This window comes from Myroides profundi (genome assembly GCF_000833025.1).
Lineage (GTDB): Bacteria > Bacteroidota > Bacteroidia > Flavobacteriales > Flavobacteriaceae > Flavobacterium > Flavobacterium profundi_A.
Window position 1 is genome coordinate 2,246,430 of sequence record NZ_CP010817.1, and the last position, 14,231, is coordinate 2,260,660.

The following is a 14,231-nucleotide window of genomic DNA, read 5'->3' on the forward strand; positions in this document are numbered from 1 at the left end:
AATCATTAATACTTTATAAACAGCAGTATTTTAACACATTAACCATTCCTCCTAAAAAAACAACAGACCTCCTCTAACCTATACTCCTAACTAAAAAGGCTACCTGATTACGCAGATAGCCTTTATATATTGTTTATTTTATTTAAACGTCTCTATACTAAAAGAAGCTTCTGGCGAATCTATTGATGACATATTCTGTACGTTATTGCGTTGTACATAGTTATTCACTTCACTAGCATTGACTACTCTATCTTGATTAATAGAGACCTTGTCATCCTTACTGTTTAGCTTAATCCATGCATAGTTATTCACTAAGTAATACCCTCCATCTACCTCAAAAAACACATGGTTGTTATTGGCTCTTAACTTTGCAATCTTATTATTCAAGATACTTCTAGCCTTTACTTTATCATTAAAATAACTCTCTACAACAGCAGTAGTCACCTCACCTTTATGAAGGTATAATTCAGAGAAACTCCCTCCTTTAGATGATTTTCGCTTTTGTAAAGCAAAGTACATAACAGGGTTTTTCTCATTGTCCTCTCCCCAATTATCATTTTGCCTAAAAGTAGAATACTCTTCTTTCTTTAAATTCAACGAAAATTTAAACCCTTCTTTACTAGTAGAATGGACAGTGACTTCATAATATCCCTCGTCATTTGTAGTTGCTAATGTTTTTTTATTTTCATTTGTAATCTTGACATTAGCCAGAGGTAATAAAGTCTCACTATCGACTACTAATCCGACAATTTTTCTAGCTTTAGGCTCTGTATTATTAGCCATACTTAGACTACAGTTGGTCAAAATAAGTAGAGTAAGTAGAAAGTTCTTGAATACTTTCATATCATTTTATTTAGTTGGTTGTTACGTTACAAGTATTAGAATGTTGCTGCACCCTTTGTATAGTTTTGTATACTTCGATCTACCTTAGCCTGCTATGCATTTATATAAAATATCTTGTAGTTTAGCCTAATTCATATAGATCAGATTATATCTAAACACAATAACACCAATTACATACCAAATAACCTATTATCCATAAACACCAATACAACAACCATTTACAAAAAAAGTTATCTTACCTATGTTCATTATCGGACAGTTATTTTATGAAAACGAACAGTCACTCTCCCTTTATTCAGTCATATAAATACTTAGCGTATAATTCATTTGGTATAATAAATAAGTAATTGAGACGTCAATCCATATTCACTCCGTTATTTTATACCATTTAACGGACTCACATCGGACTCAAAACGGACACATTCAAAAGCAATCTCTTAAAACACTACTATAAAACTCTTCATAAACTAAAAAAGGCTACCTGATTACTCAGATAGCCTTTATATATGGTTATGTGTTCACTCTTAAGTAAGCATTCCACCATCTACATTAATCACTTGACCAGTGATATAAGCAGACATATCAGAACCTAAGAATACACAAGTATTTGCGATATCTTCTGGAGTACCTCCACGTTTTAATGGAATAGCATCTCTCCATCCTTTTACTACATCTTCAGGAAGTTTACCAGTCATCTCTGTTTCGATAAATCCAGGAGCAACAACGTTACAACGGATATTACGAGAACCTAACTCTAATGCGATAGATTTAGAGAATCCGATAACTCCAGCTTTAGAAGCAGCATAGTTCGCTTGTCCAGCGTTTCCTTTTACTCCTACTACAGAACTCATATTGATAATAGACCCTTTTCTGTTTTTAAGCATTGTGCGTTGAACAGCTTTCGTCATATTAAATACAGACTTCAAGTTCACTTCAATTACAGCATCAAAATCTGCCTCAGACATTCTCATTAATAAGTTATCTTTAGTAATACCAGCGTTATTAACTAAAATATCAATGTTTCCGAATTCTTTTAAAATCTCTTCTACCAATTGTTCTGCTGCTGTATATTCAGCTGCATTTGATTGATATCCTTTTGCCTTAACACCTAAAGCTGTTAATTCTTGCTCTAATTCTACAGCTGCTTGAGCAGAAGAACTATATGTGAATGCAACACTTGCTCCTTGTTGAGCATATGCTAAAGCTACTCCTCTACCGATTCCTCTTGTAGCACCAGTGATAATAGCGATTTTACCTTCTAATAATTTCATGTGTAAATCCAATTTTTGTATTTGAACCGAGGACAAATATAAACAATTTGTATTTTCTCACGCCCCTTTTATGCTGTTTGTGTACTTTTTCTCAAAAAAATCATATAAGTTAACGTGATAATCAACAGAGCAACAAAGTAATACGAATATTTCATCAAATCTAGATAATCTATCTGTCCATTAGTAAAACTTAGTAAGATCAGTATCTGTGCTCCATAAGGTAAGATTCCTTGAATAATACAAGCGAAAATATCTAATATAGAAGCAACACGTGGTCTGTCTAATTCATACTCTGTAGCAATATCTCTAGCTAGATTACCTGCTACCAAGATAGAAACTGTATTATTAGCTAAGCACACTCCTATCGATGACACTAATCCTGCGATACCGAACTCAGCCCCTTTAGGAGATTTCATCAGCTTCTTCATTTGCTTTAACAGCCATTGAATACCCCCCTGATCTTCTACCATCTTCGCTAAACCTCCTGTCAACATAGACAATAAGAATATCTCATTCATAGAAACAAAGCCTTCATACGTCAAATTAGCAAAACCTAATACATCAAAATCTGCTTGAACAAGCCCAATAATTCCCGCTACCAAAATACTGATAAATAAAGCTACGAATACTTGTACCCCTACTAAGGCTAGTACGATAATTAATATATAAGGGATAATTACCCAGAAATTACTTGTATCACCTAGTTCTAAAGCTACATCTGTAGCCCCTCCGCTCATAAAGAACAAACCTACTATCGTGATTAAAGCCGCAGGTAATGCTAATTTAAAGTTGGCTCTAAACTTATCTTTCATTTCACACCCCACCGTTTGTGTAGCTGTAATCGTTGTATCTGATATAATAGAAAGGTTATCCCCAAACATCGCACCTCCTAATAGTGTTCCACATAGTAACCCCATAGACGAACCTGACTTCTCAGCCAACCCGACTACAATAGGCCCTAAAGCTACAATAGTTCCAACTGAGGTACCAATCGCTAAAGATAAAAAACAAGCAATTACAAAGATTCCAATAGCTAGATATTCTATTGGTACCACACTAAGTCCCATATTTACCATCGTGTCTACTCCTCCTATAGCTTTAGTCACTGCCGCAAAGGCTCCTGCTAATAAATAGATGATACACATCGTGATAATCTTACTATCTCCACATCCATGGATAAGAGAGATAACCTTCTCTTGCATCGGTGTTTTATAAAATAGTAAAAATGCAGATATCACTCCGACAGATATTGCTATAGGAGATGGCATTTTATAAAAATCACCTAATAGTATACCTGAGCCTAAAAAGATGGCAATAAAAATAAAAAAAGGAATAAAAGTGTAAAACTTGTTATCTGACATAGCTTTCATTTAATAATAATGTTATTACAAATAATTTGCCAGATTGGTAGAAATAAAACTTACTAAGGAAGTAAACAACATTTTTTCCATTTCTGGCTTATCGATTGCAGCACCTTGCTTGTTGTTGCAGGTTGCTATTCTACTTATTAAGTAGAATTCTTGATAATTGAGGGACAAAGATAATCGTTTTTAGCTAAAAAGCAATATCTGTATTTATTATAATTTGCATTCTATGAACTCTTTATAAAGTCTTAGTCCTAAAAAGCCTGCTTATTACAACTTCTTTATCGACATAAAGGCGTAAAAAAACAGCTCCTTTTGGGAGCTGTTCTTATTATTTATCCATTAAATGATTGATTCTTAAAACTTAATATTCTTCTGAATATCAGCATTCTTATTCAGTGCACTTTTATATTCTGCTTTTAACTGACTAACAAGGTCTTTAACGCTAAGCACTTTATCAATACCTGCTGTACCATGCCCAGCAGACCAAATATCTTTCCATGCCTTCGCATGCTCTCCTGTTAATTTAGAGAAGTCCTCTTCTTTCTTCTCTGATAAGTCTATTCCAGCCTTTTCTATACTAGGTTTTAAAAAGTTAGCATTCACACCAGATACTCCATCTGTATACATAATATCATCTATTCCAGAGTCAACGATCATCTGTTTATATTCGTCTACTGCTAAGCATTCATTAGTTGCTATAAAACGAGTTCCCATATAGGCCATATCAGCTCCCATAGTCTGCGCTGCTAATACATCACTTCCTGTATCTATACTTCCTGCTAATAATACAGCTCCTTTAAAGAAGCTCTTTACCTCCGCTAATAAGGCAAAAGGACTCGCAGTACCCGCATGACCTCCTGCTCCTGCAGCTACACATATTAATCCATCTACACCCGCTTCTGCTGCTTTCTCAGCATGTCTTTTCTTCACAATATCATGGAATACTAATCCCCCATAACTATGTACTGCATCTACAAGATCCTTCACTGCACCCAGTGATGTAATCACTAAAGGCACTTTATACTTAACACACAGTTGTAAATCAGGCATCACTCTTGGGTTGGTTTTATTCACGATTAAGTTTACCCCAAATGGAGCAGGTTTAATACCTGTCTCTTTCTCAAAGGCTGCTAATTCTGTTGTTACCTCAACTAACATCTTCTCAAAATCCTCTGAACTTCTTCCATTCAAAGCAGGGAATGTACCTACAATTCCATTTTTACAACACTCGATTACTAGTCTTGTTCCAGAAACGATAAACATCGGGGATACTACAATCGGTAATGTTAGGCTATTTTTAAATTCTTGTATAGTCATATAATAATATATTTAGTTAGATAATAGACACTATAAAGTACTAACGTAAGATAAGTCAAATAATTGATTGTAGAAAAGTAATTTTGCTCTCTCTCTGTAGAATAATATCAATTGTAAGACTTATCACATTTTTTTTAATATTTTACAAATTAGGGCTTAATCCTCTCATAATTCCACTACAATCTGTTAAGTCTACATTTTTTTATTTCTTTTTTAAAAACAACTAACTTATTCTTATTAAACATTTAAGCCTTCTGAGTAGCCATATTTAATGCCATAACAAGGCACTCCTGCTTATTTAGTTTGAATTCACACACATTTTGTACTACTTTTGAAATGCAAAAAAACAAAACATTACAATGAAAAAATTATTGCTTTCAGCTGCTCTTGTTGTAGCGGTAGCTTTTACTGCTCAAGCACAAAAAGGACCAAAAAACGCATTAGGTTTGCGTTTTGGAGGAAACCACGGTTTAGGTACAGAAATCTCTTACCAAAGAGACTTATCTAAAAACAACCGTTTAGAATTAGATCTTGGTTGGAGAAACAACAACGACTTTGATGCTGTAAAACTTACAGGTATTTATCAATGGGTTTGGAATATTGAAGGAAACTTCGATTGGTATGCTGGTGTAGGAGCTGCAGTAGGTACATGGAACTCTAGCTACTACGAAGGAAAAAGAAAACACTCTGATAGTGGAGCATTCGGACTAATCACAGGTACTGTAGGGGTAGAATACACTTTCCCTGAGTTTCCAATACAAGTAGCCTTAGACTTACGTCCAGAGATCTACTTAAATGACAGTTACCGCGATGGTATCTATGCAGACTTCGGTATTGCAGTACGTTACAAATTCTAATTACTTTTTTTGCACCTGAAAACGATTTAAAATACAAAGCCACCCATGAGGTGGCTTTACTTTTTTTATTGAATAGCTTGGAGAGCTTTAATCATTTGCTCTAGCTTCACTATCTTTTTTGAATTCATCTTTTTATTCCAATACATATTCACTCCTGCCCAAATCCCTAATGCAGCATAATATCCTGCTAATACAATAGAATACCCTACCGATATTGCAGTATCTACCATGTCTATAAATGGATAAGAGTATATAGCTATCCCAACTATAAAAAGCAAAATATATACATTCATCCATACTTTAGACAATTGTAATTGTTGTTTCTTTTCTTTTGTCAACAATACAATATAATCACTTGTAGTCTGTGTTAATATAGAGCTTGGTATTAAACCATTTAAGCGATAATAACTCGTCATAAACATTGTCATTGCTAAAACACAAATTATACTCCCTAATACTACCCAAATAGATCCATAGAACACTGTACCTTTTAATAGTACATTAATCCCGATAATCCATCCTATAGAAAACACACCTATTATAGCTAGAGCCCAATTCATCTTTATTTTCTTTAAACGATAGGTATCTATAGACTGATAAACTTCCTTAATATCGCTGTGTTCTACTCTCGGAATAGCCCAAAGCTGTTCTAAATTTACTTGATTACTTTCCATAGTTATTGAGTTTTTGATATAGTTCTTCTTTAATACGATGTACTCTAGTACGCACATTAGCATGTGTAAGTCCTGTCACATCAGCAATCTGTTTTTGATCCACCCCCTCTAGAGTCAGCGAAATAATAATCCTGTTAATTTCTGTGAGTTCACTAATCGCTTGATAGAGTTTTTGAGTATTGGTTTCTTTATACTCCTCCTCTACACTTTTGCTATGCCTTATCTTGCTTTCATCAGGCATAACTTTTTTACTCCGCTCTATTTGCCTTAAACAGATATTTACAGTGATCCGGTATATCCATGTACCATAGCCTGAATCAGCTCTAAACTTGGGCAACTGATTCCACACATTAACGAATGTCTCTTGTGCTATATCTTTAGCCCAATCCACATCGTTAACATACCCTAGAGCCAATCGATAAATTCGATGCCAATATTGTTCATAGAGTGACTCAAATGTTTCTTTATACTTACTCATGTGTTTTGATTGGTTTTGTAATTTAGATACGTTGTATGGGGATATGTTACAAGAGGATTAAGTATTTATCATTTTATAATTGGTTCTTTATCAAAAAACCTTCTATTGTATAAATTTAATTCAGATATACAACGATAACAAAAAAAAGTGTAATTTTGCAATACGATACTAATTAACAACAAGTTAACCAACTATAAACTGACAAAATGGACAATAATAACAAATCAGAAAGGTTAAAGAGAGTTAGCTATAAACTTGAGAATTTACCTGAGAACTTACTTAGAGAAGTTGACTTGTTTATTGATTATCTAACAGAAGAAGAATCATCTAACATCCCTCAATGGCAACAAAGCATTGTACTTGATCGAATAGAGAACTCAACAGAATTCGTAGATGCCTTCGAAATGTTAGCTCAGTTAAACCCAGATTCCGCATTCGCCCAATACTACGAATAAATTCTACTTTACATCTCTTTCATTTCTTCTAAAACCATACTATAGTATGCTTTTTTCATAAATTCAGAGCTGTTTTGTATAATTTACTCTCGTTAATAGGTCTATCGCGTATTCTGGGTTAAAGAATGAATAAAAAAAGCATAGATTACTTACAACCTATGCTTAAAATATTTTAAATCTGATTTCTTCACTTCTAATGAATATACTTTCTCTCTAAGTATATTTAATTGTCTTAAATACTCTGATTCACTCGTTTGTTCTATATATTGAATCAAGTGATCAATTAGGGTTAACGCTTTACCTCTGTACTTTACCACTTCTCCTACAGGATGATATACCTGGCTCTTTAAATATAGCTCTAGATTAAACTTGACCATTTCCTCCTTCGTGATATTAGGAAAGTCTTCTTCTGCTCTTACTAGTGTACTTAATATATCCTCTACTCTAAAGCGAATACCCCGCTCACATAATACCTTAAGCGCTAAAAACTCTTCTTGCTGTACAAAATATAAAGCTAGAGGTTCATTAAACTCCTCATAGCTATACCAGCCTCCATGGGCACAAGAGATAAGCTCCTTATATCGCTTAGCCTCTTTCCACTGCGCGATTATAGTATCACGCACCTCATTATACCTCGTTAATCTTTTATGCTCTTCTTCTAGCGTAATCTCTAAGGCATTATAATGAAACTGGAGACCAAGTTGTTTATAATGCTTCTCTATCTCTTTAGTTAATTTTGTGTAACTCATTATTAATAAAAGACTTTAAACCCCTAAGACAATAGCTGGGTCAATATCTAATTTTCTACTGATTTCTCTAGCGACTTTTAAAGGAGGTTCTCCCTTCCCTGTAAGATATTCACTAACTCTAGAAGTACTAACACCTAATAATTCTGACAGAGACTTTTGATTTAAATCTCTTTCATACATTCTTAACTTCATACTCTCAATTAAAGTAGGAGGTAAAACGGGTTCATTTAATTCCTCGTAATTAGCAACTAAGTCAGAAATAAAATCCAACTCTATAAAGTCTTTACTATCTGTAGGGGTATCATTACCTACTACTTTAAGTAATTCCTCTATTCGCTCACACAGTGCGTTATATTCAAGTTTATTCTGAATTGTTCTCATAATTAATTATATATTTTTACAATCAATCTTATCATACTCAGCATGTGTACCAATAAATCTAATGTACACTTTCTTAGATGCAAAAATAATTATTGCTACAAGTCTATAATGGTTCCCTTTTATATTAAAAACATAACGATTATTTCCAACATAATCAACAGTACTAAAAGTCTGCTTAAGATCTCCTAAACTTTCCCAATCACATTGACTAACCCTATAATACCAATCTCTAAGTGCAATATCCAACATAGGATGGTTCTCTATAAAAGACTTAATTGCCGAAAAGGTTACTATTCTCATCTAGCTTATAATTACAACAAATATATAACAAAAAACAAAATATAATTACAGAATACAAAACAATCATCACTCCTCTCTCCTCAGCTCTCCTATTTCTTTCACTAATGCAGGATAGTGTGCTTGTAAGGCTGTACCTGTATAAGGTGGTCGAGTCCATTGTGTGTCGATAACATCATAATGTTCTATATCCTGATACAATTCATTTACAGCATCTGTTACAAAACTAGAATCCTCTGTCCCATACTTGGCATCATAGGCTAAATCACTCACATACAATAAGCCTTCGCCCCATGTATCTCCTATATCAAAAGAATACTTGCCGCTAATAAAGGCATTAATATCCTTTATGATATCGTAGAAAAACTCTTTTCCTCGTAAAATAAGCCAACACCTAAAGTAGATAAATCCGTCTGTAGAGATATGATCATCAAAGTTATAAATCCCATCCTCTTCTTGAAAACTGTTTTCTAAAATAATACCTAACTCTCCTATCTCTACCTTATCTAGTTCATTGATTTTTTTTCTCAATGTCATTTCAAAGAGAATCATCTCTTCTGAAGACAACTCTGTTAAGAGAGCAGTTAGTTCATCGATATGTTCATCTATATCATAAGTCTGCCAACTATCACTAGTATTAGACTGTTCTATTAATTCCCAAAAGAACTGTTCGTTTAAATCTATATTCATTGCTTTATATGCTTATGTCAGTCTTACTAAGATACAGCTTATTCATCTTATATTGTTTAAATCAATGAAATAAAAAACCCTCTCAACAGCACACACTGTCAAGAGGGTTAAAGCCAAAATATTCGTTAGCCACATAATACAAAGTAATTCTACTTTATAGCTCTTTCATTAACTCTAAAACCATACTACAGTATGCTTGTATCGCAAATTCAGACCTATTTTATATACTTACTTGTCGTTTATATGTCTATCACCTATTTTGGGTTAAATAAATAATCCGACTTATTTAGATTTTATTCTACTCAGCGTTTCTTGAGATATATTTAAGTAAGAAGCAACTATCTTATTGGGTAGTCGTTGTACGATAAGGGGATTTAACTTGAGTAGTTCATTATATCGCTCTGCCGCATCCATGGTGACCATAGCGTGTAATCTATTGGTATTATTGATATAAGCGAATTCTAAATACTGCCTGTAGAACTTCTCCCACTTTGGGACTAACTCTAATAAATTGTAAAAATCAGCGTGCGTAATAGAATATACTTCGCTTATCTCTAGTGCTTGTAAATATTCGGATGACGTAGAACTATTGATAAAACTCACTAAGGCTGTAGCAAACTGATTTTCAAAAGCAAAGAATCTCGTAGCATCTTGCCCTGCCTCATTGATATAAAATATACGCAAACACCCTTTACACACAAAATAAAGCTTCTGCGCACTCGCCCCTGCTGATGTAAGCTGTTCTCCCTTTTTTAGTTTCTCATAGTGAAAAAAAGAAAGTATCACATCTAGCTCCTGATCATTTAATTCAACTCTATCTTGTATATAATCTATTAGTTGCTTCATTACTCATTATTTTTCTGTAACAAAAGTACGGTAATATACTAAGTCTGCTATACTTAACACCATCATTTTATGTTCTTTTGCAAACTCTACTACCTCTGGCAATCTAGCCATTGTACCATCGTCATTCATTAATTCACATAATACAGCTTGAGGAGGTAGACCGGCTAACTTCATTAAGTCAATCGCTCCTTCTGTATGTCCATTGCGCTCTAATACACCTCCATTTTTTGCTCTTAATGGAAATATATGTCCTGGACGTGCTAGATCAGCTGGTTTAGCATTCTTATCACTTGCTGCTCTTACCGTAGTTAATCGGTCTGCGGCAGATAATCCTGTGGTTACCCCTTCTGCAGCTTCTATGGTTACTGTGAAAGGTGTTTGGAATCTAGAACTATTTTCTGTCACCATATAAGGAAGCTCTAGTTCGTCTGCTTTATCATTCGTTAGACATAAACACACTACTCCACTACAATAGCGAATCATCATCGCCATATCCTGTTCTGACATTAAATGTGCTGAGAAGATGATATCTCCTTCATTTTCTCTATCTTGATCATCTAATAAAAGAACACCTTTACCGCTCTTTAAAAAACTCAACGCTTGATTAACTCTTTCTTGACTATCCCAACCAAATTGGTTAAGGGCATTTTCTAATGTATTCATATTTTATTCTTTTATTAGTCTCTCTGCATATTTACGCGCTCGAGGAATAATTAGAAAGGCAGAAGCATAGGCCACTGGTAACATTACACTCCATGCTTTTAAAAACATAAAGAACCATCCATCTCCAAAACCATAATTTCTAATCAACCCTACAAAGGCCATTATAAGGGTCATCGGAATAACCACAAATAGCGTATTTACATACTTATAATACTTTGTTTTCATTTTTTTATTTTTATTTATTGATGAGACAAAGTTCTTCTTCCTAACCCCGAAAAACATTGACGTAAGTCAAAAAATAAACACACTCAAAAAACCTTAGTACACACTCAAAAAAATAAAGCCACCGCCTAAGCAGTGGCTTTATTACACAACCTATACTTGTGAGAGTCTAAATCACATAATATGTATAATCTTATATCAGGTTGGCGGTATCTTTTTTGAACTATAATTATTAGCTTTTCCGACTTTATCTCTTGAGAGACACTAATAATTTTTGATCTTTTGGTATTGCAAATATCATCCCTGCTCAATCCAAAAACATTGACATAAGTCAATAAAAACGCTTTATAATAAATAAAGCCACCGCAAATGCAGTGGCTCTATTACACAACCTAATTTATAAATGTCTATTTTTAATCTTGATGTAGTGTTTGTGATATTTTCTCTAGGTTCAAGCTATTTGCCATAGCAGAGAAGATCTCATAATAGGTATTCTTATTCTCATACAGCTCCTCATGCTTACCATTCTCCACTACTCTTCCTTTTTCCATCACTACGATATCGTGAGCATCTATAATCTGAGAAATACTATGCGATACGATAATCACTGTTCTATTCTCCTTAATCGCGTCTAAACTTTTCTTGATCTGCTCAGTAGCGATAGCATCTAAGCTAGCTGTAGGCTCATCTAAGAAAATAATAGCAGGATCTTTTAAGAACAACCTCGCTATAGCGATACGCTGTTGTTGGCCCCCTGATAGCAGACGTGCATCAGATTCATACCCTTGAGGAAGATCGATGATCTGCTCGTGAATATACGCCTTCTGCGCTGCTAATTCTACTTCTTCTATCGTAGCATGAGGATTCCCATAACGTATATTCTCTGCTATACTACCTTGGAATATGTGATTCTTCTGTAGTACAAGCCCTATGTGCTTACGAAGTTCTTTAGTATCGTATTCTCTTAGATCTACACCATCTAACAATATTTGTCCAGAAGTAGGCGCATAGAACTTATCTAATAAATTAATCACTGTACTCTTACCTGCTCCACTCAGCCCTACAAGAGCAGTCGTCTGATTAGGTTCTATCGTCATAGACACTTCTTTTAAAGCGCTTGTCCCATTAGGATAATCAAAAGAAACATCCTTAATCTCTATCTTTCCTTTAATTTCGGTAGGAACATAAGTACCTGTTGTTTCTACTTCATGATCTGCATTAATAATCTCAAAGAAAGTCTCTGAGTAAATCATCGCATCGTTCACATCATCATAGATACGGTGAAGCTGTCTAATAGGAGCTGTAACGTTATTAAATAATAGAACGTGAAACATAATAGCTCCTACAGTCATCTCTCCTTTTAGAACAAAGTAAGCTGTCATCAGAATAATCACCACAAGTCCGAACTGCTCAATAAACCCTTTTACAGCATCAAAGACAAAACTCATTCGTCTCGTCTGTAACTGATTCTCTGTCATATCGTATTGAATCTCTTCATGCTTCTCCGCTTCTAAAGGTTCTCTCACAAAAGACTTAATGACAGTAATAGAATTAATCAGAGAGATAATACCATTGTTTTTATTCTCTCTATAGCTACGCATTTTTCTTCTAAAACCTTTTAATTTGCTAGCCTGAAGCTGACTCACATAGAAGTATAAAGGAATCATCGCTGTACTAACTATACCCACATACACATTAGCTGTATATATAAATATCAACGCTACTATAGCATTAGCAAACAAAGGCAAGATATCGATAAAAAAGTTCTGAATCAATCTAGTAATACTCCCTACTCCCTGATCTATACGAGTCTGTAGCTTACCACTATCATTCTCATCAGAGGTATAGAAAGCCATTCGATAGGTCAATATCTTCGTAACCACTAACTGTGAAATATCTCTAGAAACATAAATACGCAGTTTCTCCCCAAAAAACTTCTGACCAAACTGTATAAAGGCATTTAAAATCTCTTTTACAATAAGAACAACAGTACTAAAAACAAGCATCTTATACCCCCAAGTTAAATCCTTCACTCCACTTACTACATCATTTAACGTATCTACCATAGAGCGAATAATAAGTGCATTTACCTGCACTGCGAAGGACCCAACGGCTGTCAATATCAATGTCCCTATGATTAACCTCTTATAAGGCATTACAAAAGGCTTTATCTGTTTAAGTATTTTTATCAAATTCATACTGCAAAGATAGAATTGTTCTAAATAAAAAGCTTTGATTTATGTCAATAAATTCGCTCGTTTTCAATCTATTATATAATTACCCATTCTCATTTTGTCACATAAACACTTTACAGCCCTTGTTTTTATGAGAAATTCGCACTAGATTTACGTTAAATTTAACAATACATTAAAGATATGAGAAAAATTACTTTATCATTAGTTGCAGCCCTAGCAATAGGTTTTTCTGCAAATGCACAAACTCCAGATGTAAAAATCGGAGCTAAAGGAGGATTAAATATTTCAAACTTAACAAATATAGATAATACATCGTCTCTTACTAGTTTTCACATTGGTGCAGTAGCTGAAATCTTCGTTAATGAGAGATTCTCTATCCAACCGGAGTTACTTTATTCTGCTCAAGGAACAAGCGTTGATATAGATGAAATGACTTACGTAGGTCTTAATGTAGCACGCCTAGAAATGGATACTGAGATGAGAGTTAATTATATCAATGTACCTATTATGGCTAAATACTACCTATGGGAAGGTCTAAACGTACAAGTAGGTCCACAATTCGGATTTTTAACTTCTGCTAAAGCACATATAAATAAAATGAGAGTTGACGGAGTAAAAATTGATGTACCTAGTAGTTCTAATAATGAATCTATAAAAGACCAATTTAAATCTTTTGACTTTGGTGTAAACTTTGGAGCTGGATATGAATTACCTGTAGGTGTATTTTTTGATGCTCGTTACAATATAGGTATTTCTAAAGTAAACAAAGAAGGTAGTGATGCTGCTAGAAACGGAGTATTCCAATTATCTGTAGGATATAAATTCTAATACAGATACCTAATATAACGATGGAGGTTCTTATCATCTAATAAAAGCCTCTTATTTGTTTACAAACCTTAATACTGCCTCTTGATCTTCCTTTCAAG

17 protein-coding genes and 1 riboswitch are annotated in these 14,231 nt (G+C 34.1%); of the genes, 3 read left to right on the top strand and 14 right to left on the bottom strand.

Translation table 11 applies throughout. The features are described from left to right. Positions 1-138 precede the first annotated feature (138 nt). The 4 genes from MPR_RS09900 to MPR_RS09915 form a co-directional block, all read right to left on the bottom strand. Positions 139-843: a peptidase associated/transthyretin-like domain-containing protein gene (locus MPR_RS09900; protein WP_041892128.1), complete on the bottom strand. Its 705-nt coding sequence runs from the start codon at positions 841-843 to the stop codon at positions 139-141. A gap of 524 nt (positions 844-1,367) precedes the next feature. Beyond that, the gene (gene fabG, locus MPR_RS09905; protein ID WP_006260004.1) at positions 1,368-2,114 is read right to left on the bottom strand and encodes a 3-oxoacyl-[acyl-carrier-protein] reductase; all 747 of its coding nucleotides are present in this window, start codon (positions 2,112-2,114) and stop codon (positions 1,368-1,370) included. Positions 2,115-2,182: 68 nt separating this feature from the next. Then, positions 2,183-3,484, bottom strand: a complete 1,302-nt coding sequence (locus tag MPR_RS09910; RefSeq protein WP_041892131.1) for a Na+/H+ antiporter NhaC family protein — start codon at positions 3,482-3,484, stop codon at positions 2,183-2,185. Between the two features lie 61 nt (positions 3,485-3,545). Then, a riboswitch (SAM-I-IV-variant riboswitch) is annotated at positions 3,546-3,646 on the bottom strand. A 189-nt stretch (positions 3,647-3,835) separates the two neighbouring features. Then, positions 3,836-4,798: an NAD(P)H-dependent flavin oxidoreductase gene (locus MPR_RS09915; RefSeq protein WP_041892132.1), complete on the bottom strand. Its 963-nt coding sequence runs from the start codon at positions 4,796-4,798 to the stop codon at positions 3,836-3,838. A 359-nt stretch (positions 4,799-5,157) separates the two neighbouring features. On the opposite strand from MPR_RS09915, the gene MPR_RS09920 reads away from it, so the two are divergent. After that, entirely contained in the window at positions 5,158-5,655 is a 498-nt protein-coding gene (locus MPR_RS09920; protein WP_006263740.1) for a hypothetical protein, read from the top strand. Positions 5,656-5,720: 65 nt separating this feature from the next. On the opposite strand, the gene MPR_RS09925 is transcribed toward MPR_RS09920, so the two are convergent. Together MPR_RS09925 and MPR_RS09930 are read right to left on the bottom strand one after the other, a co-directional pair. Then, positions 5,721-6,329 carry a hypothetical protein gene (locus MPR_RS09925; RefSeq protein ID WP_041892133.1) on the bottom strand — a complete coding sequence of 203 codons (609 nt, stop codon included), beginning with the start codon at positions 6,327-6,329 and terminating at the stop codon, positions 5,721-5,723. Beyond that, positions 6,319-6,807: an RNA polymerase sigma factor gene (locus MPR_RS09930; RefSeq protein WP_041892139.1), complete on the bottom strand. Its 489-nt coding sequence runs from the start codon at positions 6,805-6,807 to the stop codon at positions 6,319-6,321. Before MPR_RS09930 ends, MPR_RS09925 begins: the two co-directional genes overlap by 11 nt. 206 nt (positions 6,808-7,013) lie before the next feature. On the opposite strand from MPR_RS09930, the gene MPR_RS09935 reads away from it, so the two are divergent. Beyond that, positions 7,014-7,262 (top strand): hypothetical protein, encoded by a 249-nt coding sequence (locus MPR_RS09935; protein ID WP_041892142.1) that lies wholly within the window; start codon positions 7,014-7,016, stop codon positions 7,260-7,262. 149 nt (positions 7,263-7,411) lie between these two features. Here MPR_RS09935 and MPR_RS09940 read toward each other — a convergent pair whose 3' ends face one another. The 8 genes from MPR_RS09940 to MPR_RS09975 all read right to left on the bottom strand — a co-directional run bounded on the left by MPR_RS09940 (position 7,412) and on the right by MPR_RS09975 (position 13,308). Then, complete coding sequence (locus MPR_RS09940; RefSeq protein WP_041892144.1) at positions 7,412-8,011, bottom strand: hypothetical protein; 600 nt, start codon at positions 8,009-8,011, stop codon at positions 7,412-7,414. Between the two features lie 15 nt (positions 8,012-8,026). Beyond that, on the bottom strand, positions 8,027-8,392 hold the full coding sequence (locus MPR_RS09945) for a helix-turn-helix domain-containing protein (RefSeq protein WP_041892147.1): 366 nt from the start codon (positions 8,390-8,392) through the stop codon (positions 8,027-8,029). Positions 8,393-8,398: 6 nt separating this feature from the next. Beyond that, entirely contained in the window at positions 8,399-8,692 is a 294-nt protein-coding gene (locus tag MPR_RS09950) for a type II toxin-antitoxin system HigB family toxin (protein WP_041892154.1), read from the bottom strand. Between the two features lie 66 nt (positions 8,693-8,758). Then, a complete protein-coding gene (locus MPR_RS09955) occupies positions 8,759-9,379 on the bottom strand; it encodes a DUF4240 domain-containing protein (RefSeq protein WP_041892156.1) in 621 nt (206 codons plus the stop codon). Between the two features lie 282 nt (positions 9,380-9,661). Then, on the bottom strand, positions 9,662-10,225 hold the full coding sequence (locus tag MPR_RS09960; RefSeq protein ID WP_025126173.1) for a Crp/Fnr family transcriptional regulator: 564 nt from the start codon (positions 10,223-10,225) through the stop codon (positions 9,662-9,664). 6 nt (positions 10,226-10,231) lie between these two features. Next, positions 10,232-10,888: a 3,4-dihydroxy-2-butanone-4-phosphate synthase gene (gene ribB / locus MPR_RS09965; protein WP_006263747.1), complete on the bottom strand. Its 657-nt coding sequence runs from the start codon at positions 10,886-10,888 to the stop codon at positions 10,232-10,234. A gap of 3 nt (positions 10,889-10,891) precedes the next feature. Continuing rightward, entirely contained in the window at positions 10,892-11,113 is a 222-nt protein-coding gene (locus tag MPR_RS09970) for a DUF2798 domain-containing protein (RefSeq protein WP_006259990.1), read from the bottom strand. A gap of 410 nt (positions 11,114-11,523) precedes the next feature. Further along, the gene (locus MPR_RS09975; protein ID WP_041892159.1) at positions 11,524-13,308 is read right to left on the bottom strand and encodes an ABC transporter ATP-binding protein; all 1,785 of its coding nucleotides are present in this window, start codon (positions 13,306-13,308) and stop codon (positions 11,524-11,526) included. A gap of 177 nt (positions 13,309-13,485) precedes the next feature. Between MPR_RS09975 and MPR_RS09980 the strand changes: the two genes are divergently transcribed. Continuing rightward, entirely contained in the window at positions 13,486-14,133 is a 648-nt protein-coding gene (locus MPR_RS09980; protein ID WP_041892160.1) for a porin family protein, read from the top strand. Positions 14,134-14,231 lie beyond the last annotated feature (98 nt).

Coding starts and splice junctions, on each gene's coding strand:
- MPR_RS09900 (WP_041892128.1), bottom strand. CDS start 843: ATGAAAGTATTCAAGAACTTTCTACTTACTCTACTTATTTTGACCAAC.
- fabG (WP_006260004.1), bottom strand. CDS start 2,114: ATGAAATTATTAGAAGGTAAAATCGCTATTATCACTGGTGCTACAAGA.
- MPR_RS09910 (WP_041892131.1), bottom strand. CDS start 3,484: ATGAAAGCTATGTCAGATAACAAGTTTTACACTTTTATTCCTTTTTTT.
- MPR_RS09915 (WP_041892132.1), bottom strand. CDS start 4,798: ATGACTATACAAGAATTTAAAAATAGCCTAACATTACCGATTGTAGTA.
- MPR_RS09920 (WP_006263740.1), top strand. CDS start 5,158: ATGAAAAAATTATTGCTTTCAGCTGCTCTTGTTGTAGCGGTAGCTTTT.
- MPR_RS09925 (WP_041892133.1), bottom strand. CDS start 6,329: ATGGAAAGTAATCAAGTAAATTTAGAACAGCTTTGGGCTATTCCGAGA.
- MPR_RS09930 (WP_041892139.1), bottom strand. CDS start 6,807: ATGAGTAAGTATAAAGAAACATTTGAGTCACTCTATGAACAATATTGG.
- MPR_RS09935 (WP_041892142.1), top strand. CDS start 7,014: ATGGACAATAATAACAAATCAGAAAGGTTAAAGAGAGTTAGCTATAAA.
- MPR_RS09940 (WP_041892144.1), bottom strand. CDS start 8,011: ATGAGTTACACAAAATTAACTAAAGAGATAGAGAAGCATTATAAACAA.
- MPR_RS09945 (WP_041892147.1), bottom strand. CDS start 8,392: ATGAGAACAATTCAGAATAAACTTGAATATAACGCACTGTGTGAGCGA.
- MPR_RS09950 (WP_041892154.1), bottom strand. CDS start 8,692: ATGAGAATAGTAACCTTTTCGGCAATTAAGTCTTTTATAGAGAACCAT.
- MPR_RS09955 (WP_041892156.1), bottom strand. CDS start 9,379: ATGAATATAGATTTAAACGAACAGTTCTTTTGGGAATTAATAGAACAG.
- MPR_RS09960 (WP_025126173.1), bottom strand. CDS start 10,225: ATGAAGCAACTAATAGATTATATACAAGATAGAGTTGAATTAAATGAT.
- ribB (WP_006263747.1), bottom strand. CDS start 10,888: ATGAATACATTAGAAAATGCCCTTAACCAATTTGGTTGGGATAGTCAA.
- MPR_RS09970 (WP_006259990.1), bottom strand. CDS start 11,113: ATGAAAACAAAGTATTATAAGTATGTAAATACGCTATTTGTGGTTATT.
- MPR_RS09975 (WP_041892159.1), bottom strand. CDS start 13,308: ATGAATTTGATAAAAATACTTAAACAGATAAAGCCTTTTGTAATGCCT.
- MPR_RS09980 (WP_041892160.1), top strand. CDS start 13,486: ATGAGAAAAATTACTTTATCATTAGTTGCAGCCCTAGCAATAGGTTTT.